General features: G+C 60.3%; 19 protein-coding genes and 1 pseudogene. 7 read left to right on the top strand and 13 right to left on the bottom strand.

Annotation, left to right across the window (positions count from 1 at the left end; all coding sequences use genetic code 11):
* Window positions 1-10: 10 nt before the first annotated feature.
* From QF043_RS27350 to QF043_RS27335, 4 genes are all read right to left on the bottom strand, one after another.
* On the bottom strand, window positions 11-367 hold the full coding sequence (locus QF043_RS27350) for a DUF1493 family protein (protein WP_056858194.1): 357 nt from the start codon (window positions 365-367) through the stop codon (window positions 11-13).
* A gap of 579 nt (window positions 368-946) precedes the next feature.
* Window positions 947-1,270 carry a hypothetical protein gene (locus QF043_RS27345; RefSeq protein ID WP_307420880.1) on the bottom strand — a complete coding sequence of 108 codons (324 nt, stop codon included), beginning with the start codon at window positions 1,268-1,270 and terminating at the stop codon, window positions 947-949.
* A gap of 264 nt (window positions 1,271-1,534) precedes the next feature.
* Window positions 1,535-1,705: a YhfG family protein gene (locus QF043_RS27340; protein WP_307420879.1), complete on the bottom strand. Its 171-nt coding sequence runs from the start codon at window positions 1,703-1,705 to the stop codon at window positions 1,535-1,537.
* 41 nt (window positions 1,706-1,746) lie between these two features.
* On the bottom strand, window positions 1,747-2,784 hold the full coding sequence (locus QF043_RS27335) for a S8 family peptidase (protein WP_371920512.1): 1,038 nt from the start codon (window positions 2,782-2,784) through the stop codon (window positions 1,747-1,749).
* A 163-nt stretch (window positions 2,785-2,947) separates the two neighbouring features.
* Between QF043_RS27335 and QF043_RS27330 the strand changes: the two genes are divergently transcribed.
* Window positions 2,948-4,885, top strand: coding sequence for an ATP-dependent DNA helicase RecQ (locus tag QF043_RS27330; RefSeq protein WP_307420878.1), 1,938 nt, complete (start codon window positions 2,948-2,950; stop codon window positions 4,883-4,885).
* A gap of 24 nt (window positions 4,886-4,909) precedes the next feature.
* Complete coding sequence (locus QF043_RS27325) at window positions 4,910-5,341, top strand: thioesterase family protein (RefSeq protein ID WP_138817299.1); 432 nt, start codon at window positions 4,910-4,912, stop codon at window positions 5,339-5,341.
* A 144-nt stretch (window positions 5,342-5,485) separates the two neighbouring features.
* Here QF043_RS27325 and QF043_RS27320 read toward each other — a convergent pair.
* From QF043_RS27320 to fdhD, 3 genes and pseudogenes are all read right to left on the bottom strand, one after another.
* A pseudogene (locus QF043_RS27320) lies at window positions 5,486-5,967 on the bottom strand (glycine zipper domain-containing protein).
* A 324-nt stretch (window positions 5,968-6,291) separates the two neighbouring features.
* On the bottom strand, window positions 6,292-8,640 hold the full coding sequence (locus QF043_RS27315; RefSeq protein ID WP_307420876.1) for an FdhF/YdeP family oxidoreductase: 2,349 nt from the start codon (window positions 8,638-8,640) through the stop codon (window positions 6,292-6,294).
* A complete protein-coding gene (fdhD, locus tag QF043_RS27310) occupies window positions 8,637-9,476 on the bottom strand; it encodes a formate dehydrogenase accessory sulfurtransferase FdhD (RefSeq protein ID WP_307420875.1) in 840 nt (279 codons plus the stop codon). The genes QF043_RS27315 and fdhD overlap by 4 nt, the downstream gene beginning before the upstream one ends.
* Before the next feature lie 234 nt (window positions 9,477-9,710).
* On the opposite strand from fdhD, the gene lysM reads away from it, so the two are divergent.
* On the top strand, window positions 9,711-10,151 hold the full coding sequence (lysM, locus tag QF043_RS27305) for a peptidoglycan-binding protein LysM (protein WP_307420874.1): 441 nt from the start codon (window positions 9,711-9,713) through the stop codon (window positions 10,149-10,151).
* A gap of 154 nt (window positions 10,152-10,305) precedes the next feature.
* Here lysM and yrfG read toward each other — a convergent pair whose 3' ends face one another.
* Entirely contained in the window at window positions 10,306-10,968 is a 663-nt protein-coding gene (gene yrfG / locus QF043_RS27300) for a GMP/IMP nucleotidase (RefSeq protein ID WP_307420873.1), read from the bottom strand.
* An 87-nt stretch (window positions 10,969-11,055) separates the two neighbouring features.
* Here yrfG and nudE point away from each other — a divergent pair, with 87 nt between their 5' ends.
* Both nudE and cysQ read left to right on the top strand, forming a co-directional pair.
* Window positions 11,056-11,622 (top strand): ADP compounds hydrolase NudE, encoded by a 567-nt coding sequence (nudE, locus tag QF043_RS27295; RefSeq protein WP_017135384.1) that lies wholly within the window; start codon window positions 11,056-11,058, stop codon window positions 11,620-11,622.
* Entirely contained in the window at window positions 11,619-12,455 is an 837-nt protein-coding gene (cysQ, locus tag QF043_RS27290) for a 3'(2'),5'-bisphosphate nucleotidase CysQ (RefSeq protein WP_307420872.1), read from the top strand. The genes nudE and cysQ overlap by 4 nt, the downstream gene beginning before the upstream one ends.
* Window positions 12,456-12,583: 128 nt before the next feature.
* Here cysQ and QF043_RS27285 read toward each other — a convergent pair whose 3' ends face one another.
* The 5 genes from QF043_RS27285 to rfbB form a co-directional block, all read right to left on the bottom strand.
* Window positions 12,584-13,039, bottom strand: coding sequence for a thioesterase domain-containing protein (locus QF043_RS27285; RefSeq protein ID WP_056860704.1), 456 nt, complete (start codon window positions 13,037-13,039; stop codon window positions 12,584-12,586).
* A gap of 17 nt (window positions 13,040-13,056) precedes the next feature.
* Window positions 13,057-14,442 carry a sigma-54 dependent transcriptional regulator gene (locus QF043_RS27280; protein ID WP_056860703.1) on the bottom strand — a complete coding sequence of 462 codons (1,386 nt, stop codon included), beginning with the start codon at window positions 14,440-14,442 and terminating at the stop codon, window positions 13,057-13,059.
* Window positions 14,439-16,247 (bottom strand): ATP-binding protein, encoded by a 1,809-nt coding sequence (locus tag QF043_RS27275; protein WP_307420871.1) that lies wholly within the window; start codon window positions 16,245-16,247, stop codon window positions 14,439-14,441. The genes QF043_RS27280 and QF043_RS27275 overlap by 4 nt, the downstream gene beginning before the upstream one ends.
* 65 nt (window positions 16,248-16,312) lie before the next feature.
* On the bottom strand, window positions 16,313-16,858 hold the full coding sequence (gene rfbC, locus QF043_RS27270) for a dTDP-4-dehydrorhamnose 3,5-epimerase (RefSeq protein ID WP_307420870.1): 546 nt from the start codon (window positions 16,856-16,858) through the stop codon (window positions 16,313-16,315).
* A 41-nt stretch (window positions 16,859-16,899) separates the two neighbouring features.
* On the bottom strand, window positions 16,900-17,985 hold the full coding sequence (rfbB, locus tag QF043_RS27265; RefSeq protein WP_307420869.1) for a dTDP-glucose 4,6-dehydratase: 1,086 nt from the start codon (window positions 17,983-17,985) through the stop codon (window positions 16,900-16,902).
* 365 nt (window positions 17,986-18,350) lie between these two features.
* On the opposite strand from rfbB, the gene aguA reads away from it, so the two are divergent.
* Complete coding sequence (gene aguA, locus QF043_RS27260) at window positions 18,351-19,457, top strand: agmatine deiminase (RefSeq protein ID WP_307420868.1); 1,107 nt, start codon at window positions 18,351-18,353, stop codon at window positions 19,455-19,457.
* A gap of 234 nt (window positions 19,458-19,691) precedes the next feature.
* Window positions 19,692-19,910: a hypothetical protein gene (locus QF043_RS27255; RefSeq protein ID WP_307420867.1), complete on the top strand. Its 219-nt coding sequence runs from the start codon at window positions 19,692-19,694 to the stop codon at window positions 19,908-19,910.
* The last annotated feature ends 602 nt before the right edge of the window (window positions 19,911-20,512 follow it).

Here is a 20,512-nt window from a genome sequence, read left to right as displayed (position 1 = left end):
GGTCTTGGGATCAGCTCAGGTTTTCGAGGGTTTGCGTATCCCAGCTATGGGTCTTGATTGCCAGGTAGAGCATGCCGATGGTCAACGGCACCTTGTCGCCACGCCCCTTGGCGCGGCGCTTGAGGAACACATCGAATACCGGCGGTTTGAAGTAACGATAAGCATCGTAGTCGCCCAGGTCGAGGGCAAACTCTTGCTCCAGCGCGTCCATCAACTGCTTGGCCTCGCTGCCATCACAGCTCAGGTCGAAATTGAGCGAAGTTTCCAGGCGAAGGGTCTTGTGCTTCGGCAGGCCGATTTCTTCGTGCAGCAATTGCAGGAGTTGCTGCATCACGGGGTCTTCGGGGAAGTTGGGGGCCAGGTTCATGGTGGGGGCACGCAGAAGTGGGTGAGGGGGAGGGTTGCGTTGGCGACGGAATTTGTTTCGGGTGAACAACAGACGGATGCCGATGATAAAGGCGAATGTCGGAAGACTGTCGAATTGTAATTCGCTTAGCCAGGAAGTGGCGACGATTAGAAGCGTTGATCCGGTGAGGATGAGGGCCAGTCCGAAGCATTTTCTGAGCTCGGGATGCTTCAACTTACTATCGAGCAGGACAGTAAGGGCAATAAGAATGAGGAGCGAGCCCCAAGAGCTGTTGTCGACCATCTTTGAGTCCTTTCGATGTTCACGGTTTTTGCCGGGACAGTTGAGAGGTCACTAGTTTCGGTCATGTGAAGGGAGGTTATGTAGAGGGCTGGGCAGGTGTTTGGATCAGTTTGGGAAGAGGACTACACGGTGTTTGTCTGCTTCCCACAAAGCTTTCCGGCATTTGCGGTTTGACAGTGATTTTTTTGGCAACACCCAGCCAATGTGGGAGCCGGGCTTGCCCGCGATGGCGGTGGGTCAGGTAGGTTTATATTGCCTGATACACCGCCATCGCGGGCAAGCCCGACTCCCACAGGTTTAGCTCAGGGGTTGGCTTGGTTGTGGCTGCGTGTCGACTGCCGGTTGCAGTTGGACGTGCTGCGCTGCTTCCAGCAGATCACAGCCATCCTGCACCAGCAGATATAGGGCGTTGATGATGTGGGAAATGTCTTTGAGGTCGGCGTGTTCGTAGGTCAGGCAGGAGAAGGTTTCCAGCAAGTCAGTGGCAGCGCGGATGCGCTGGTGTGCGGCGCACTGGATATCTTCGGCGGCGGCTTCGGTGTCGATGATGAGAGGGTGGGTGTCGGTGAAGTTGGTGCGTAGCTGACGATAGCGATTGGCAGTGACATTGAGCGTTGTCATAAAAGGGCACTCCGAAAAAATCAAAGAAATACGCCAAAAAAATTGGCACGTTTATCTCTGCTGTTGTTCGAGTGACCAAGCTCGGTCGCCGTATTGATAGCGACGGAGCGAACCTTAGAAGTCAGCGTAATTTCGAGCAATAAACATATGGTTTAACTATTGGCGTTTCGATCAAACGTTGGCCGGCTTGCTGATACACCGCTCAAAAATCGCCTCAAGCCCCCGATAATCACGGATCCTGGCCCACCCCGTATTTATCGAGCATCAGTGCGGGGTTTTGCGGTACTTGGCAAGCACGGCTTCGCGTGTCGGCAGAGGTTTGTCGACGTCGGTCGGTTGGGTATCGAACCCTTCCAGGCGCAAGCTGGCCAGGTAATTGGAACGACAGATCTTGCGGTAGTGATCCTGTTTTTGCTCAAACGTCGGTTCGCTCATTGCAGCGTACTCTTGGGGCGCAGGGCCGGTAATCGCCAATCCTACAGACGCGAAGCCGCATCCAGGTCCATCAACCCTCGCCCGTAGGCTTCGCTGTTGGCATAGATGCCCGTCCGATTGGCGGTGCTGAGCAAGCGTTCGCGAACCTGCTGCGGGGTCATTTCGGGAAAGCGGCTTTGCAATGCCGCCAGGGCGCCGCTGACCAGTGCGGCGGCCGGGGAAGTTCCAGCGGTCGGCCCATAGCTGCCATCTTTCTGTGTCGTCAGCAGGCCCGCACCACCATCGCCACCCGGTACGGCAATGCACCAGCGCGCGGCAAGCCCGCAGTAGTTGGACTTGAGGTTGATCGCGCTACCATCATTTTTGAGGGCCATGACGGCGATCCAGCCTTTTTCCAGTTCCGGCACCAAGGCAGGCAGGCCGGGTTCGGCAAGAGGCTCGCGTTTGACCTCGTTGCCGGTTGAGAACACAAAGACCGCGCCTTCAGCCACCAGGTGTTTGGCCGCCTCCAGTGAGTCGCCCATCAGGCGTTCATAGATCGGCACTTCATTGGTGTTGGCTTCAATGGGGTTTGCCCAGGAGTTACTGAAAAACCGTGCGCCTTGAGCATGTGCCAGACGCCAGCCCTGGGCAATTTCGCTGTCGAAATAAAACGGTTCCTTATCGTCGCCGAAGCGCATGGGGATTAACTGGGCGTTGAAGGCGATCCCGTGCATGCCTTGAGCGTTCTTGTTGGCGGCGAGAATACCGGCCATTTGCGTGCCGTGGCCCTTGATGTCGACAGTGCCAGGCTGTTGGCGAACAAAGTCGTAACCGATGTCGGCCAAGCGCCCTTGGAACTCAGGTAATTCACTGTTGAGGCCTGAGTCTATCAGCGCCACTTTCACGCCTTGGCCAGTGCCGCCACGCGCATAGAGGGTGGATGCCTTGACGATGGGCAATGCATTTGCGGCGAAGTATTCAGGCGTTTCAAAGGCACGCACGGCCAATTGCTCGGAAGTGGGTTTTGGCGGCGCTGCACAGCCCATCAGCAGCAAGGGCAATGCGAGAAGCAAAGAAAACGATGGCATGCGAGACATTCACGACTCCTTGTCGGGGGTTGTAATCAAGCGTGCTACTGTCTGCGTTTTTGCGCGGGCTTGCTGGTTTTCTCTGTATCAGTTTGTAGCGTTTATCCCCGACCTTTTACTGATCGCTGGTCTATGTTTTTGACTCGTTCAGCGGTCAACGGAGTGACAGCTTATGCACAACACCCTCCAACAGGTCTTTGGTTATCCACAGTTTCGTTTGGGCCAGGAGGCCGCGATCAGCGCGGTGCTGGCCGGTCGTTCGGCTGCGGCTATCTTCCCCACCGGTTCCGGCAAGTCTTTGTGTTATCAGCTGTCGGCGGTGCTGTTGCCGCACCTGACGCTGGTGGTGTCGCCGTTGTTGGCGCTGATGCAGGACCAGTTGGGTTTCCTGCAGCGCCACGGCATTTCAGCGGGCAGTATCGATTCGGCGCAAAGCCGCGAAGACGCCAATGACGTGATGGCGCGCGCCCGTTCGGGTGAGCTGAAAATCCTGATGATTTCCGTGGAGCGTCTGAAGAACGAGCGCTTCCGTAATTTCCTGCAGAGTGTGCAGATTTCGCTATTGGTAGTGGACGAGGCGCACTGTATTTCCGAATGGGGCCACAACTTCCGTCCGGACTATTTGAAGCTGCCGGACTACCAGCGCCAGTTCAATATCCCGCAAGCGCTGCTGCTGACGGCTACAGCCACGCCCAAGGTGATTGCCGACATGCAGGCCAAGTTCGCCATTGCGCCGGATGACGTGATCACCACGGGCTTCTACCGGCCCAACCTGAACTTGCTGGTAGAGCCGGTGAGTGGCCACGACAAGCGTCGGCGCCTGGTCGAGTGGATGAGCGCGCGGGCCAATCAGCCAAGCATCGTTTACGTCACGTTGCAAAAAACCGCCGAGCAGATTGCCGAGCACCTGAATCGCAATGGCATTCAGGCCGAGGCGTATCACGCGGGGCTGCCCCACGATAAACGTGAAGGCATCCAGCAGCGCTTCATGGGCGGGCGCTCCAACTGCATCGTTGCCACCATCGCGTTCGGCATGGGCATCGACAAGAGTGACATCCGCAACGTGGTGCACTTCGACCTGCCCAAATCCATCGAGAACTACAGCCAGGAAATCGGCCGCGCCGGGCGTGACGGGCAGCCGTCCGACTGCCTGGTGCTGGCCAACCGTGACAGCCTCAATGTGCTGGAAAATTTTGTGTATGGCGACACGCCGGAGCAGGAGGGCATTCGCCGTGTGCTGGAGGAGTTGCAAGCGGCGCGAAGCGAGGGCCAGTGGGAATTCCTGCTGAGGTCGCTGTCGGACCACAGCAACATCCGCGAGCTGCCGCTCAAGACGCTGTTGGTGCAGTTGGAACTCAAGGGTGTGATTGCGCCGCGCTATGCGTTTTACGCCGAATACCGCTTCAAATACCTGATTGAGCCCGAGGCGTTGCTGGCGCGGTTTTCCGGCGAGCGGCAGCAGTTTGTCGCGGCGATCATCCAGGTATGTAAACGCGCCAAAACCTGGGCGACGGTGGATTTCGATGCGCTCTACCAACAGCACAATGCCGAGCGCAGCCGGGTGGTGAAGGCGCTGGATTACTTCCAGGAGCAGGGCCTGATCGAGCTGGAAAGCAAGCAGATGACCGAGGTCTACAGCCTGCTCGATACCGACTTTGATCCACAGGCGCTGAGCGCTGAGTTATACACAGGCTTCAAGCACCATGAAGTGACGGAGGTGGCGCGGATCCACGCCATGCTCGATCTTTTTGCGACCGAGCAGTGCCTGGGGCAGCGTCTGGCCAAGTACTTTGGTGATGAAAATGCCCCTCAACGTTGCGGACATTGTTCCGTATGCCACGGCCACGTCGCACATTTGCCGCCGCCGCCGAGTCTGCCGCCACTTGTGGATAAAAACTTCATGGGGCTGTGCGGTGATTTTATCCACAGGCATCATGAACACACCACGAACTTGCCAGAAGCGGAACGGCTGACGCGGTTTCTCGGTGGTATCAGCGTACCGTTGTTTACCAAGCTGAAGGCGCGGGGCATACCGGGCTTTGCTGCGCTGGAGGATTACCCCTACGCCGAAGTGCGTGAGTGGGCGCAAGCCCATCTGAATGACCTGTAAACCCACTTTCCAGAGAGCCGCCCCATGCCTGACTCAATGCCGCAACGCGCTGACTACCGTCACTTCCAGCCGATCATCACGCGTTGGCACGACAATGATGTGTATGGCCATGTGAACAACGTCACCTACTACAGCTTTTTCGACACGGCGGTGAATACCTACCTGATTGAAGAAGGTGGGCTGGATATTCATGACGGTGAAGTGGTGGGGTTTGTGGTGAGTTCGGCGTGCGATTATTTCGCCTCGATCGCGTTTCCGGATCGGCTGGATATCGGCCTGCGGGTGGGCAAACTGGGTAACAGCTCGGTGCAATATGAATTGGCGGTGTTCAAGGCCGGAGAGGATGAAGCCTGTGCGGCGGGGCGCTTTGTGCATGTGTTTGTGGACAGGGCGTCGAACCAGCCGGTGGCGATTGCGGGGAAGTTGCGCGAGGCGTTGGAGCGGTTGGTGGTTTGACCTGGCCCTGGCAGACACCCTGAACCTAATGTGGGAGCGGGCTTGCTCGCGAAAGCGGTGTGTCAGCCAGCAAATTAATTGACTGACAGTCCGCCTTCGCGAACAAGCCCGCTCCCACATTGGTTTTTCAGTGTTCTTTAGACCTTACCGATGACGGTAGTGGTGCTTGTTCTTGCGATGCCCATAGGCATGCCCGCGTCCACGGTGGTCATCACGGTCATAACGACGGTTATCACGCCCACGGTAGCGGCGGTCGTCGTCATCGCTCCTGTTGCCCATGTAGTTGCCCAGCGCGCCGCCTGCACCACCGCCGGCTGCTGAGCCGACCAGTGCACCGGTGCTGCCGCCGACACTGCGGCCCACGACGTTGCCGCCGGCTGCGCCCAGCGCGCCGCCAATAGCGGCTTCGCCACGGCTGCGCTTGTCGGCACCCACCGCGCTACCGCCCGCGCCACCCAGGGCGGCGCCGATGGTGGAACCGGTGTTGCCGCCCAACTGCTGGCCGACAACCGAACCTAGAACCCCGCCCAATGCGCCGCCCACACCGGCTTCGGTGGTGCCACCGGCCATGGCTGCGCCACTGACCAGGCCAAGGGACAACACAAGAGAATCGAGGAGAACTTCATAGAGAGACCTCAAGAGGATGACGGCGCGATCCTGAGGTTGTATCGAGACGCTGACAATCGAAAACCGACCGGCGGTACAGGTTGTATACAATTTGCTAAGTTGCTGTTTTGTATAGGGAACTTAAGTCGATTTTGTGAGTCTTTAGCTACTTCGGAAGGGCCGCTTTTATGCAAAAGCGGCCTTTTTTGTGCCTGAAAAATAGAGGGCGACTGTGCCGGCCTCTTCGCGAGCAAGCCCGCTCCCACATTTGGAATGCATTTCAAGTGTGGGAGCGGGCTTGCTCGCGAAAGCGGTAGTTCAAGCAAAGCAGAGCCCGGATCAAGTCAGGCTGAGCGGGCCATGATCAAGCCACTGTCGCTCGCCGCTTCCAGGCAAATCGCCACGAACTTCGACGTCGGCGTATGGCTGCCATCCCCGGTGCTTTCCAGCGGCACCAGCGGGTTCACTTCCGGGTAGTAAGCCGCCGCCTGGCCCGCCGGAATATCAAATGCCAGCAAGGTAAAGCCTTTCACGCGGCGCTCGCGGCCATCTTCCCATAGCGACACGATGTCAGCCTTCTGCCCTGGCTTGAAGCCCAGGCGGATAATGTCGGCCTCGTTGACGAACAGCACGTCACGCTGGCCCTTGACCCCACGGTAGCGGTCGTCCAGGCCGTAAATAGTAGTGTTGTACTGATCGTGGGAGCGCATCGACTGCATGATCAGGTCCGGTACCCGGCCTGTGGCATGAGTGCGTTCGTGGATCAGGTCTTTGGGCAGCACGTTCGGGCGGAAATTGGCGCGGCCCGACGGCGTGTTCCAGCGGCGTGCGCCGGCGGAGTTGCCCAGGTAGAAACCGCCTGGGTGCTTGATACGCTCGTTGAAGTCCTTGAAGCCTGGAATGGTGTCGGCGATCAGGTCGCGGATGCGCCCGTAGTCAGCCACCAGCCAGTTCCAGTCCACCGGCTTGCTGCCCAACGTGGCGGCGGCAATCCCGGCCAGGATCGCCGGCTCGGACTTCATCAGCTTCGACAGCGGCTGCAGTTGGCCATTGGAGCCGTGCACCATGCTGAACGAGTCTTCCACTGTGACGGCTTGCGGGCCGTCGGCCTGGATGTCGATGTCGGTACGGCCCAGGCACGGCAGAATCAGCGCGTCTTTACCGTGCATCAGGTGGCTGCGGTTGAGCTTGGTGCTGATCTGCACGGTCAGGTCGCAGCTACGCAGCGCTTCAAAGGTGCGCGGGCTGTCTGGCGTGGCTTGGGCGAAGTTGCCGCCCAGGCCGATAAACACCTTGGAACGGCCTTCGAGCATGGCGTGGATCGCTTCGACCACGTTGTGGCCGTTGGTACGTGGCACCGGGAACTGGAAGCGGCGCTCCAGCGAATCCAAAAACGCCACCGGCGGGCGTTCGTTGATGCCCATGGTGCGGTCGCCCTGCACGTTACTGTGGCCGCGCACCGGGCACAGGCCGGCGCCTGGGCGGCCGATGTTGCCGCGCAGCAGCATCAGGTTGGCGATTTCCTGGATGGTCGGCACCGAATGGCGATGCTGAGTGATGCCCATCGCCCAGCACATGATCACGTTTTTGCCTTTGGCGTACATGCGCGCTGCTTGCTCGATCTCGACCAGGCTGAGGCCGGACTGCGCGACGATTTCATCCCACGAGGTGTCGTCGATCTGGCCCAGGTACTCCAGCACATTGACGCTGTGTTCATTGAGGAAGTCGTGGTCGAACACCGCTTCCTTGCCTTCGGCCTGGGCCTGGCGCTCCCACAGCAGCAGGAACTTGGCCATGCCGCGCAGGATGGCCATGTCGCCACCCAGCGCCGGGCGGAAGTACGCGGTGTTGGTGGGTTTGTCACCGTTGGTGAGCATTTCCAGCGGGTGTTGCGGGTGCTGGAAGCGTTCCAGGCCACGCTCTTTGAGCGGGTTGATGCACACCACCTGGGCGCCACGTTTTACCGCTTCGCGCAGCGGTTCAAGCATGCGCGGATGGTTAGTGCCGGGGTTCTGGCCCCAGACGAAAATCGCATCGGCATGTTCGAAATCGTCAAAGGTCACGGTGCCTTTGCCGACGCCCACGCTTTGCGCCAGGGCGACGCCGCTGGCTTCGTGGCACATGTTCGAGCAGTCCGGGAAATTGTTGGTGCCATAAGCGCGCACAAACAGCTGGTACAGGTACGCCGCTTCGTTGCTGGCTCGGCCCGAGGTGTAGAACTCGGCCATGTCCGGGCTTGGCAGGGCGTTGAGGTGCTTGCCGATCAGGTCAAAGGCGGCTTCCCAACTGATGGCTTTATAGCGATCGGTCTCGGCGTCATAGCGCATCGGCTCGGTCAGGCGGCCCTGGTATTCCAGCCAGTAGTCACTCTGCTCCAGCAGCGCCGTGACGCTGTGCTTGGCGAAGAAGGCGGCGTCCACGCGGCGCTTGGTGGCTTCCCAGTTGACCGCCTTGGCGCCGTTCTCGCAGAACTTGACCATGCCGCTTTCCGGCGAGTCGCCCCAGGCGCAGCCAGGGCAGTCGAAACCGCCGTTCTGGTTGGTCTTGAGCATCATGCGCAGGTTTTTCATGGCGTTGTCGCTGGTCAGCCAGGCCTGCGCCACGCTGATCAGTGCGCCCCAGCCGCCGGCCGGGCCTTTGTAAGGCTTGTAGCGCGGGGTCGGGGTTTGGTCGGCTTGGTGATGCATGCTCATGGCTGGTTCTCCATCGCGGGGCTATAGACCCGCGGCGCACTTTTCTGCGGCAGGTGGATGAGATTGAGGTTGTGCCGGCGCGCCCATTGCAGGGCCAGGCCGGTGGGCGACGACAGGCTGACCAGGGTCTGGATGCCCGCGCGCAAGACTTTCTGGATTAATTCGAGGCTGCAGCGGCTGGTGACGATGGCCAGGCCACCGTCGGTCGGAATTTTTTGGCGGATCAGCGCGCCGATCAATTTATCCAGGGCGTTGTGCCGGCCAATGTCTTCGCGGCCCATCAGCAACTCGCCCTGGTTATTCATAAAGATCGCCGCGTGCACCGCGCCGCTGTGCTGGCCCAAAGGCTGAAAGGCGCTGATGCGTTGGCGCAGGCCGTCGAGCCATTCGGCAGGCGGCAACGGCGCGCCGGGCAGCACTTGCAGCTCTGGCAAGGCTTGCTCCACGGCTTCTACCCCGCACAGGCCGCAACCGCTGGTGCCGGCCAGCTGGCGGCGTTGCTGCTTGAGGTTCCAGAAGGCCCGGCTGGAAATCTGCACCTGAGCGTACTGGGCTGAGCCAGCGCCGCTGAGTTTTAGATCATAAATGTCGCTAACGTCGGCGATAATGCCGCTGCCGATGCTGAAGCCGACAATGAAGTCTTCCAGGTCGGTGGGCGTCACCAGCATCACCGCCTGGCTGATGTCGTTATAGGCAATCGCCAACGCCACTTCTTCGGCCAATGCAGTGCTGGCGATTTCCGTGTGTTCGAGATTGCAAAACTGGTAGCTCTGGCTGGCGGCTGGCGCTGGCGTTTCGAGGGCAGGCGCCGCGCAGACTGGGCGCTTGGCGTTCATGGGGCAATACCACCGAGGGAATGATCAATCTTTAGACTAGGCGCGACAAAGGGTCGCGTCTAATCGGCTGTACTGATCTATTGATAGATGGCGTCGATCAAGGCGTCTATGGCGGGCTTATTCCAGGCAGCGCGCAGGCCAGCGTGTTTGGGTCTTTGGCGGGCCTGGAACCCAAGTCTGCAGGACTGGTCTAGTCTTGGGCATCTGGAACTTAAACCCCAAGGAGAGCGCACCATGAGTATTTTTAGCTTTGTTAAGGAAGCAGGCGAGAAGTTGATTGATCTGTTGACGCCGGGTAATGCCAATGCGAGCGATGAGCTGAAGAATCACATCAGCAAGGTAGGGCTCGGAAATCCGAACATCACCGCAACCGTTGAGGGCGACAAAGTCACCGTTAAAGGTGAAGTTGCCACTCAGGAAGAGAAAGAGAAAATCATCCTGGCTGCGGGCAATATCGCCGGTGTAGGCAGTGTGGATGACCAGATCACCGTGACTGGCCCGGCCGAGGCAGCCGCCCGTTTTGTCACCGTTGAAAAAGGTGACACGCTCAGCGCTATTTCCAAGCGCGAATATGGCGATGCCAACAAATACCAAAAAATCTTTGAGGCCAACAAGCCGATGTTGTCGCATCCGGACAAAATTTACCCAGGGCAAAGACTGCGTATTCCTGAGTAACACACAGAGCTAACTGTGGGAGCAGCTTTGTGTGGGAGCTGGCTTGCCTGCGATAGCATCACCTCGGTATCACTGATACACCGAGGTGCCTGCATCGCGGGCAAGCCCAGCTCCCACACTGGCCAGCTCCCACATTCACATTCCCACATTTACATTAGAGCCCGGCAATGAGATCTCTGTAATCATCGACTGCCGCAAACTCCCCTGTGTCCTTTGGCCCCTTCTTGCTGTCCGGCTCTTTGACCGCCAGCAAATGCCCCACGCCAAACTCGCGTGCACTGCGCAGGATCGGCAAAGTGTCATCGATAAACAGGCTGCGGGCCGGGTCGAACTGGATGTCGGCTTGCAAGGCATCCCAGAATTGCGGGTTTTCCTTGGCGAAACCGTAGTCGTGGGAACTGATCAATCGTTCGAAATACGGCGCCAGTTCAATGCGCTCCAACTTCAATGACAGCGAATCACGATGGGCGTTGGTGATCAAAATCACACGCTTGCCGGCCTGTTTGATCGCCGCCAGAAAGGTGTCCGCGTTCGGGCGCAGGGCGATCAGGTGGGCGGTTTCCAGTTTGAGTTCGCGCACCGGGATGTTCAGCTCGGCACTCCAGAAATCCAGGCAATACCATTGCAACTGTCCGGCGTTACGCTCGAACAGCGGTTGCAACTCCATGTCGGCCATGGCCCGGCTCACGCCGTGCAGTTGCGCGTAGCGCTGGGGCAGGTGCTCCATCCAGAAGTGGTTGTCGAAGTGCAGGTCGAGCAAGGTGCCGTCCATGTCCAGCAGGACGGTGTCGATGGCGTGCCAGGGCAAAGAGGGCATGGGGCGTTCTCATGTAAGTAAAGATATCCGACACAGACAATCGGAAAAGCCACGGTATAGTAACCCGATCACGCCAAGGAGCCGCTTATGCGCCAGAAACCCACCGTCCTCGCCCGCGAAATAGTCGCCAGTAGCCGTTTGTTCCGCGTGGAGGAAGTGCAATTGCGCTTTTCCAATGGCGTTGAACGGACCTACGAGCGCCTGGTAGGCCGCGGTGCCGGTTACGGCGCGGTGATGATCGTGGCGATGATCGATGCCGACCACGCGTTGCTGGTGGAGGAGTACTGCGGCGGCACCGACGAGTATGAATTGTCGTTGCCCAAGGGCCTGATCGAACCTGGCGAGGACGTACTGGCGGCGGCCAACCGCGAACTCAAGGAGGAGGCCGGTTATGGCGCGCGCCAGTTGGAGCACATTACCGAGCTGTCCTTGTCGCCTGGTTATATGAGCCAGAAGATTCAGGTGGTACTGGCCACCGAGCTGTATGAAGAACGCCTGGAAGGCGATGAACCTGAACCGATGCGCGTGGAGCGCGTCAACCTGCGCGAGCTGTCGATGCTGGCGCAAAACGAGCAGTTCAGTGAAGGCCGTGCATTGGCGGCCCTGTATTTGGTACGAGACCTGTTGACCCAGCGTGGAGCTTTTGTCGCATGAGCGAACTGTTTTTAGGCCATCCGTTTATTGCCCCTGTGATCGAGCTGGCGCGCCAGGCGGGTGAAGTCATCCTGCCGTATTGGCGTGCGGACGTGGCGGTCACCTCCAAGGCGGATGATTCGCCGGTGACGGCGGCCGACCTGGCGGCTCACCATCTGATCCTGGCGGGCCTCACCGCCCTGGACCCGAGCATCCCGGTGCTGTCCGAAGAAGACGCCGATATCGACCAGAACGTGCGCGCCGGCTGGCAGCGCTGGTGGTTGGTGGACCCGCTGGATGGCACCAAGGAATTTATTTCCGGCAGCGAAGAATTTACCGTCAACATTGCGTTGATCGAGCAAGGCCGCGTGGTATTTGGCGTGGTGTCGATGCCCACCAGTGGCCGCTGCTACTTCGGTGGCGCGGGCCTGGGCGCGTGGCGCTCGGACGTGAGTGAAGCACCCAAGCAGATCCAGGTACGCCAGACCCCGGCTGCGGGCGAGGCCTTTACCGTGGTCGCCAGCCGCCGCCATAGCAGCCCGGAGCAGGAACGCCTGCTCAGTGGCTTGAGTGAAGGCTTGGGTGAGCTGAAGCTGGCGAATATCGGCAGCTCGCTGAAATTCTGCCTGCTGGCCGAAGGCAGTGCCGATTGCTACCCGCGCCTGGCGCCGACGTCACAGTGGGACACAGCCGCAGCCCAGGGCGTGCTGGAAGGGGCGGGCGGTGAAGTGCTGGAGTTGAATGGTGCGCCGTTCAGCTATCCGGCGCGGGCTTCGTTGTTAAACCCGTTCTTTCTGGCGTTGCCGGCCAAGGCCGCGTGGCGCGAGCGCCTGCTGACCCTGGCCCGTTCTTAAAGCCGCAACCGTTCAAAATGTGGGAGCTGGCTTGCCTGCGATAGCGGTGTATCAGTCGATAATTGATTCGACTGACACGGCCTCATCGCAGGCAAGCCAGCTCCCACAGTGGTTTTGTGTGGTTGCGGTTAGCGGTGCAGGACGTATTGGCCAGTGAAGGCTACCGCTCGTTCTTCACTGCCCTCATTCACAATCCACGTCTCCAACGCCAACCGCGCTCGGCCATGGCGCTGGTACGTCGCCACAAAGCGCTTCCACACCTTGTCTTCCGGCGCCGCGCAAATGGCGATCGCATCCTGAGTCACCGGCAGCGGATAACTGATCTGCCCTTCCTGAATCACGATATGCCCGTCTTCAACACCTTCTTCGCGCAGTTTCAGGTGCAGCCAACCCCAACCCGCCAACACAGCGCCGCAATAGAGGCTGCCGCCGAACATGGTGCTCTTGTGGTTGATATTGGCCTGCAAGGGCAGGTGCAACTGCAGTTGGCTGTGTTGCCAGTCGAGCACCTTGAGGCCCATTTCCCGAGTGAGGGGAATGTCGTGGTGAAGGATCGATTCCAGGTAGCGGCTGTCGCGGTTCATGGCGGTCTCTTGGCGGGTCATTCGTCGTCGGCACTGTGGCTGGCGCTGTCGGCGAAGTTCAGGCCGTGCTTGCGCAGTTTGTCGTGCAGGGTTTTGCGCGGGATGCCCAAGGCTTCGGCGAGGCTGCGCACCGAGCTGTGGGGGCGGGTCAGCTCGGCGGCGATCAGGCTTTTTTCGAACTGCTCGACCTGATCGCTCAAACCGCCAGAGGTTGACGTCAGCACGCCCGTGGCGGGGTTGTCTGCCGTGGCATCGAGTGCCAGCTCCAGCCCAAGGGCAAAGCGCTCGGCTGCATTTTGCAGTTCGCGCACATTGCCCGGCCAGCTGTGGCGCAACAGCAGTGCGCGTTGGCCCGGTTGCAGTTCGTGCAACGGCAGGCCGTGGCGGCTGCTGGCTTCGTCGGCAAAATGCTGGAACAACATCAGTGCGTCTTCACCGCGCTCGCGCAGCGGCGGAATGCGCAGCGGCGCCACGTTGAGACGGTAATACAAGTCGGCCCTGAAGCGTCCCTGGTCGGCGGCCTGGCGCAGGTCTTCCTTGGTGGCGGCGATGATGCGGATATCCAGCGGGATCAGCTGATTGCCGCCCAGGCGCTCGACCACTCGCTCCTGCAACAGGCGCAGCAGCTTGACCTGCACGTCCAGGCTCATGCTTTCGATTTCATCCAGGAACAGCGTGCCGCCATTGGCGAACTCGAACTTGCCGATACGGCGTTTCTGCGCGCCGGTAAAGGCGCCGGGCTCATGGCCGAACAGCTCGCTTTCGACCACCGATTCCGCCAGGGCGCCGGCGTTGATCGCCACAAACGGCCCGCTGCGGCGGCTCGACAGGTCGTGCAGGGCGCGGGCCACCACCTCTTTGCCGGCGCCGGTTTCACCGAGGATCAACACGTCGGCGCGGGTCGCCGCCAGGGCGCCGATCTGTTCACGCAGGCGCAGCATCTGCGGCGAATGCCCGACCAGGCGCGTGCTCAATTGCTGACGATCGCTCAAGGCCAGGCGCAGGCTGCGGTTGTCCAGCACCAGGCGGCGCAGGGCCAGTGCGCGGCGCACGCTGTCGAGCAGGGCATCACTGGCGAAGGGTTTTTCGAGGAAGTCATAGGCCCCGGCGCGCATGGCTTGCACCGCCAGCGGCACATCGCCGTGGCCGGTTATCAGCAACACCGGCAGGTCCGGGTCCTGGCCGTGCAGTTCGGCCAGCAGCTCCAGGCCGTCCATGCCGGGCATGCGAATATCGCTGACCACCACGCCCGGCCAATCGCGGGACAGGCGCGCCGTGAGGCCCGTGGCTTCGCCCAGGGTCAGGACTTTCAGCCCGGCCAGGTCCAGGGTCTGGCACAGCGCCTGACGCAAGTGTGGATCGTCGTCGATCAACACCACCTGGATCTGGTTATCGATACTCATACACTGCGGTCCTCGGACGGTTGCAGACTCACGCCCGGCGAGCCGGCACGCAATTTCAGGGTTAACAGCGCGCCGCCTTCCTTGTGATTGGCGAACAGCAATTCGCCGCCAAAGGCACGCATCAACGTCTCACAGATCGCCAGGCCCAGCCCCAAGCCCTGGGTGCGGGTCTTGGTGGTGTAGAACGGCTCGCTGGCGCGGCCCAGGGCTTCCATGCAAAAACCTGGGCCGTTGTCGCGAATGTACAGGTTGACGCCCTGTTCGGTGGTTTGGGCACTCAGCCACAATTTGCGCGGCGGGCCTTTTTCGGTAAGGGCGTCGAGGGCGTTGGCCAGCAGGTTGCCGAGCACCTGGCGCAGGCGGGTTTCGCCAGCTTGCACCCACAAGGTCGCCTCGGGTAAATCGCGGATCAATTCGACTTCCATCGAACGCCGCCGTTTGGCCAGCAATGCCAGGGCATCGTCGAGCGCAGGTTGCAGGGCCACACTTTCCGGGGCGTGGCGGTCGCGGCGGGCGAAGGCGCGCAGGTGCGCGATGATCGAGGCCATGCGCCCGGTCAGTTCGCTGATCAACTTGAGGTTGCCACGGGCGTCGTTGGTGCGTTCGTGGTCGAGCAGGATCTCGGCGTTTTCCGCGTAGCTGCGGATCGCCGCCAGCGGCTGGTTGAGTTCGTGGCTGATACTCGCCGACATGGTGCCCAGCGCCGACAGCTTGCCGGCCTGCACCAGGTCATCCTGGGCGCGCACCAGTTCCTGCTGGGCGTGTTCACGCTCCAGCACTTCCTGTTTGAGTCGGCGGTTAAGGCCTTCGAGGTCGCTGGTGCGCTCGATCACACGCGCTTCCAGCTCGCGGCGGGCCTTGGCTTCGAAAGCGATGCGCTCCAGGTAATGGCGACGGCGCTGCATCATCAGACCCAGCAGCAACATCAGCACCAGCAGCGTCGCGCCGCCCACGGCCACCACGGTGCGCACCGGGCGATTGATCAGCGAGCGCGGTGCGAGGATTTCCACGGTCCAGCCGGTTTCGGCGATGGCCGTGGATTGGCGCAGCCACGCCGTGGTGCTCAGCGCCAGCGGCTGCGGGTCGCGGGTCGGGTAGGGCTGGATGGCGACGATTGCCTGGCGCTCTTGCGCCGTGAGCGGCCGGGTCGCCCGGAAGCGCCATTGCGGGCGCGAGGTGAGGATGACCACGCCGTTGTGGTCGGTCACCAGCAGTTGCTCAGGGGTTTTGCCCCACAGGCTTTCGGTGTGGTCCAGGTCGACCTTGACCACCAATACGCCGATTATTTTTGCGCCGTCGCGCACAGCGGCGGCGAAGAAGTAGCCGCGTTTGGCCGAGGTGGTGCCCAAGCCGAAGAACCGCCCCAGACGCCCGGCCATGGCTTCGCTGAAATAGGGCCGGAACGAGAAGTTACGGTCGACAAAACTGTCCTGCTTGTCCCAGTTGGAGGCGGCGAGGGTCTTGCCGGTGGTGTCCATCAGGTACATCACTTCCACCCCGGCCTGGGCGGCGACGTCCTTGAGCAGCAGGTTGGCGTTGGTCAGGTTGGCGCTGACCTGGGGCGCATCCAGCGCAGTGCGCAGGGCCGGCAAGTCACCGAGGATCTGCGGCAGCACTTCGTAGCGGTGCAGGGTGCCGAGCAGGTTGGCGACATACAGGTCGAGGGTTTGGCGGTTCTGCCCGGCCAGTTCGCTGCGGTAATAGCGCTCGGCCAGATGCTCCAGCGGCCACAGCAGCGGTGCCAGGCACAACGCCAGTAAGGCGAGGCTGCGCCAGCGAGGTCTACGCGGGAGGGGTGGAGTCATGGGAGTCATGCGCCTGTGGGGACAGGCGCATTATGCCTAGGCCCGGCGTGCAAGGCACTCGCCGGTCATGCAAACAGATCGGCGTCTGCCAGGGCCTTGCCGATCTGATCCTTGGCGGACAGGGTTGGTGTGCCCTCAAACTGCCAGTCAATCTTGAGCTCCGGGTCGTCCCAGCGAATACAACGCTCAGCCGAAGGCGTGTAGTAGTCAGTGGTCTTGTAGAGGAACTCGGCGTAATCGCTGAGCACTACAAACCCATGGGCGAACCCCTCTGGAACCCACAGTTGGCGGTTGTTTTCAGCGGACAGGCGCACGCTGGTCCACTGGCCGAAAGTGGGCGAACTGCGGCGGATATCCACCGCCACGTCCAGAACCTCACCGGCCGTTACCCGCACGAGTTTGCCCTGGGTGCTTTCTATCTGGTAGTGCAAGCCGCGCAGCACGCCCTTTTGCGAGCGAGAGTGGTTGTCCTGCACAAACTCCAGCTGCAGGCCGGAGGCTTGCGCAAACGCCTTGGCGTTGAAACTCTCATAAAAAAAGCCACGCTCATCGCCAAATACCTTGGGCTCGAGGATCAATACGTCGGGCAGCTTAGTAGCGATTACATTCATTGGTTTCCCTCGTCGGGTGAACGGGTCGTGTGATCAGAACCTTATGCGATCAGGTCTTTTGGGTCGGTATTGCCCAGGCGCTCGCCTTGATAGCTGCCGTCCTGGACCCTGCGGCACCAGTCCAGGTTATCGAGGTACCACTGCACGGTTTTGCGCAGGCCGGTTTCAAAGGTTTCTTCCGGGACCCAGCCCAACTCGTGTTCGATCTTGCTCGCGTCGATCGCGTAGCGCTGGTCGTGGCCCGGGCGGTCTTTGACGAAGGTGATCAGGTCGGTGAATTTCTCCACACCGGCCGGGCGCTGTGGCGCCAATTCTTCGAGCAGGCCGCAGATGCCGCGTACCACGTCGATGTTCTTTTGCTCGTTGTGACCGCCGATGTTGTAGGTCTCGCCGACCACACCTTCGGTGACCACTTTCAACAGGGCGCGGGCGTGGTCTTCGACGAACAGCCAGTCGCGCACTTGCAACCCGTCGCCGTAGACCGGCAGTGGCTTGCCGGCGAGGGCGTTGAGGATCACCAGCGGGATCAACTTCTCGGGGAAGTGGAACGGCCCGTAGTTGTTCGAGCAGTTGGTCAGCAGCACCGGCAGGCCATAGGTGCGCTGCCAGGCGCGCACCAGGTGGTCGGAGGCGGCTTTACTGGCCGAATACGGCGAGCTGGGTGCGTAAGGCGTGGTTTCGGTGAACAAGTCGTCCACGCCGTGGAGGTCGCCGTACACTTCGTCGGTGGAAATATGGTGGAAGCGGAACGCGCTCTTGGCCGGTTCCTCCAGGGTCTGCCAATAGGCACGCGTGGCTTCCAGCAGGCTGTAGGTGCCGACGATGTTGGTCTGGATAAAGTCCGAGGGGCCGTCAATGGAACGGTCGACGTGCGACTCGGCGGCCAGGTGCATGATGGCCTGCGGCTCAAAGCGCGCCAGCACGGCGCTGACGGCGGCCTGGTCGATGATATCGGCCTGCACGAACTCATAGCGGCTGTTGGCGGCGATGCTGGTGAGTGACTCCAGGTTGCCGGCGTAGGTGAGTTTGTCCAGGTTGAGCACTTCGTGCTCGGTGTGTTGAATCAGGTGACGAACCAGGGCAGAAGAACCGATGAAGCCGGCGCCGCCGGTGATGAGAATGCGCATTCAGAGAGCCTTTTTTCCAAGACAGACATTAAGCCAGAGCATAGCTTGAGTTGCGCAACGGGGCGGCGCAAGCATACTCAGGTGAAGAAGGGTTGCCTTGATCGCCTGTGCGAGTTGGGGTTTCCATGCTGCCGACCGGTGACTGCCTCAACATCCTCTGAATCAAGCCGCCGAGGGTGACGTCTAAACGCAGCGTGGATTTCTTTGTCGACAGGGTGTCGAAGGTGTTCGATGAGCAACTGTAGGTTGTCGATTGTTATCGACTAACGGCTGTCATATTTGTCATTCATGATCATTTATCACTTTTAAAGCCGATTTTTATCCGTTATAAAGTCGGCCTCACCCCATTCGGAGCCCTGAACGCCATGACCACCCTGCACAGCACACCTCGCGCCGATGGCTTCTACATGCCTGCCGAATGGGCGCCGCAAACCCAAACCTGGATGATCTGGCCCGAGCGCCCGGACAACTGGCGCCTGGGCGGCAAGCCGGCGCAGGCCGCTCACGTGGCGGTGGCCAAGGCCATTGCGCGCTTTGAACCGGTGACTGTCGCGGTGTCTGCCGGCCAGTACGAGAACGCCCGTGCGCGCCTGGACGTGCCCAATATCCGCGTGGTGGAAATGTCCAACGACGACGCTTGGGTGCGCGACACCGGCCCGACCTTTGTGATCAATAACAGTGGCGAAGTGCGCGGTGTGAACTGGGATTTCAACGCCTGGGGCGGCTTTGACGGCGGCCTGTATGCGCCGTGGAACCGCGATTCGCAGGTGGGCGGCAAGATTCTCGAGATCGAGCGCGCGCCCCGCTACCGCACCGAAGGCTTCGTGCTGGAGGGCGGTTCGATCCATGTCGACGGCGAAGGCACCGTAATCACCACCGAAGAGTGCCTGTTGAACCGCAACCGCAACCCGCATCTGGACCGCGCGGCCATCGAAGCGGTGCTGCATGACCATTTGGCGGTGGATAAAGTTATCTGGTTGCCGGATGGCCTGTTCAACGACGAAACCGACGGCCATGTGGATAATTTCTGCTGCTACGTGCGCCCCGGCGAAGTGTTGCTGGCCTGGACCGATGACCCGCAAGACCCTAACTTTGCGCGCTGCCACACCGCCATGGCCGTGCTGCAAAGCAGCACAGACGCTAAAGGCCGCCCGTTCACAGTGCATAAAATGCCGATCCCAGGCCCGTTGTACGCGACCGAAGAGGAATGCGCCGGTGTCGATCCGGTCGACGGCTCCCAGGAACGTAATCCTACTGTGCGTTTGGCCGGTTCCTACGTGAACTTCCTGATCGTCAACGGCGGCATCATCGCGCCGAGCTTCGACGACCCGCTGGACAGCCAGGCCAAAGAGATCCTGCAGAACCTCTTCCCGCAGCACGAAGTGGTGATGGTGCCGGGCCGTGAACTGTTACTGGGTGGCGGCAATATCCATTGCCTGACCCAACAACAACCGGCACCGCACAAAAATTGAGTGCGGTTGTAACAGCGTTTGAGTGAACGCCGAGCGCTACCTCTTTAAAGCGCTTACAGCAAGCCCGCAGCCTGGCTGGGTTGCGGGCTTTTTTGTGCCCGAATGCCTATAAACACGGGACATTGGCATAGCTCTTGTATCGGTGTTGCCACAGTGACCCAAGGTGATGACTGCACAGTTCTGTCACAAACCTTGAGTAAGTTAGCCGCTCACGCAGTAGGAGAGAGCGCTGGAATGAACGCCGATATCAACCTGATCTACACGCGCCCGTTCCACCCGACGCGGGTTAGCGGTGATGCGATCCATGCGCTGGCGCTATGGTTGAAGGCAAACGGCTCGCGACAGGTGAGGCAGCAACAGCCTGACTTGCGCAGCGTGATGAGTGAACGCTACCCGACCGGATTGTTCAGTGAGGATGAGTTGCAAGCGCTGTGCGAACTGCTGAAAAATTGAAGACCACTGAGATCAACTGTGGGAGCTGGCTTGCCTGCGAAGGCATTCTGTCAGCCAACAACTTTCCAGCAGATACACCGCTTTCGCAGGCAAGCCAGCTCCCACATTGACCGAGTGAAACTTAGAAGTTGTAGGTGCCTGTTGCCCGCAGGCTCGGTGAGCTAGTGCAAAAACTGAAGACCACCGAGATCAACTGTGGGAGCTGGCTTGCCTGCGAAGGCATTCTGTCAGTCAGCAACTTTCCAGCAGATACACCGCTTTCGCAGGCAAGCCAGCTCCCACATTGAGCGCGTGAAATTTAGAAGTTGCAGGTACCCGTTGCCCGCAGGCTCGGTGAGCTAGTGCAAAAACTGAAGTCCACCAAGATCAACTGTGGGAGTGATATTTAGGGGTTGTAGGTGCCTGTTGCCCGCAGCTCGGTGGGTTACTGCAAAAGCTGAAGGCCACCAAGATCAATTGTGGGAGCTGGCTTGCCTGCGAAGGCATTCTCTCAGCCAGCAACTTTCCAGCAGGTATACCGCTTTCGCAGGCAAGCCAGCTCCCACATTGACCGAGTGAAACTTAGAAGTTGCAGGTGCCTGTTGCCCGCAAGCTCGGTGAGC

Origin of the sequence: Pseudomonas sp. W3I7 (genome assembly GCF_030816095.1) — a bacterium.
Classification (GTDB): domain Bacteria; phylum Pseudomonadota; class Gammaproteobacteria; order Pseudomonadales; family Pseudomonadaceae; genus Aquipseudomonas; species Aquipseudomonas salomonii.
The sequence above is the reverse complement of the archived record's forward strand: the minus strand, read 5'-3'. Positions and strand labels throughout refer to the sequence as shown.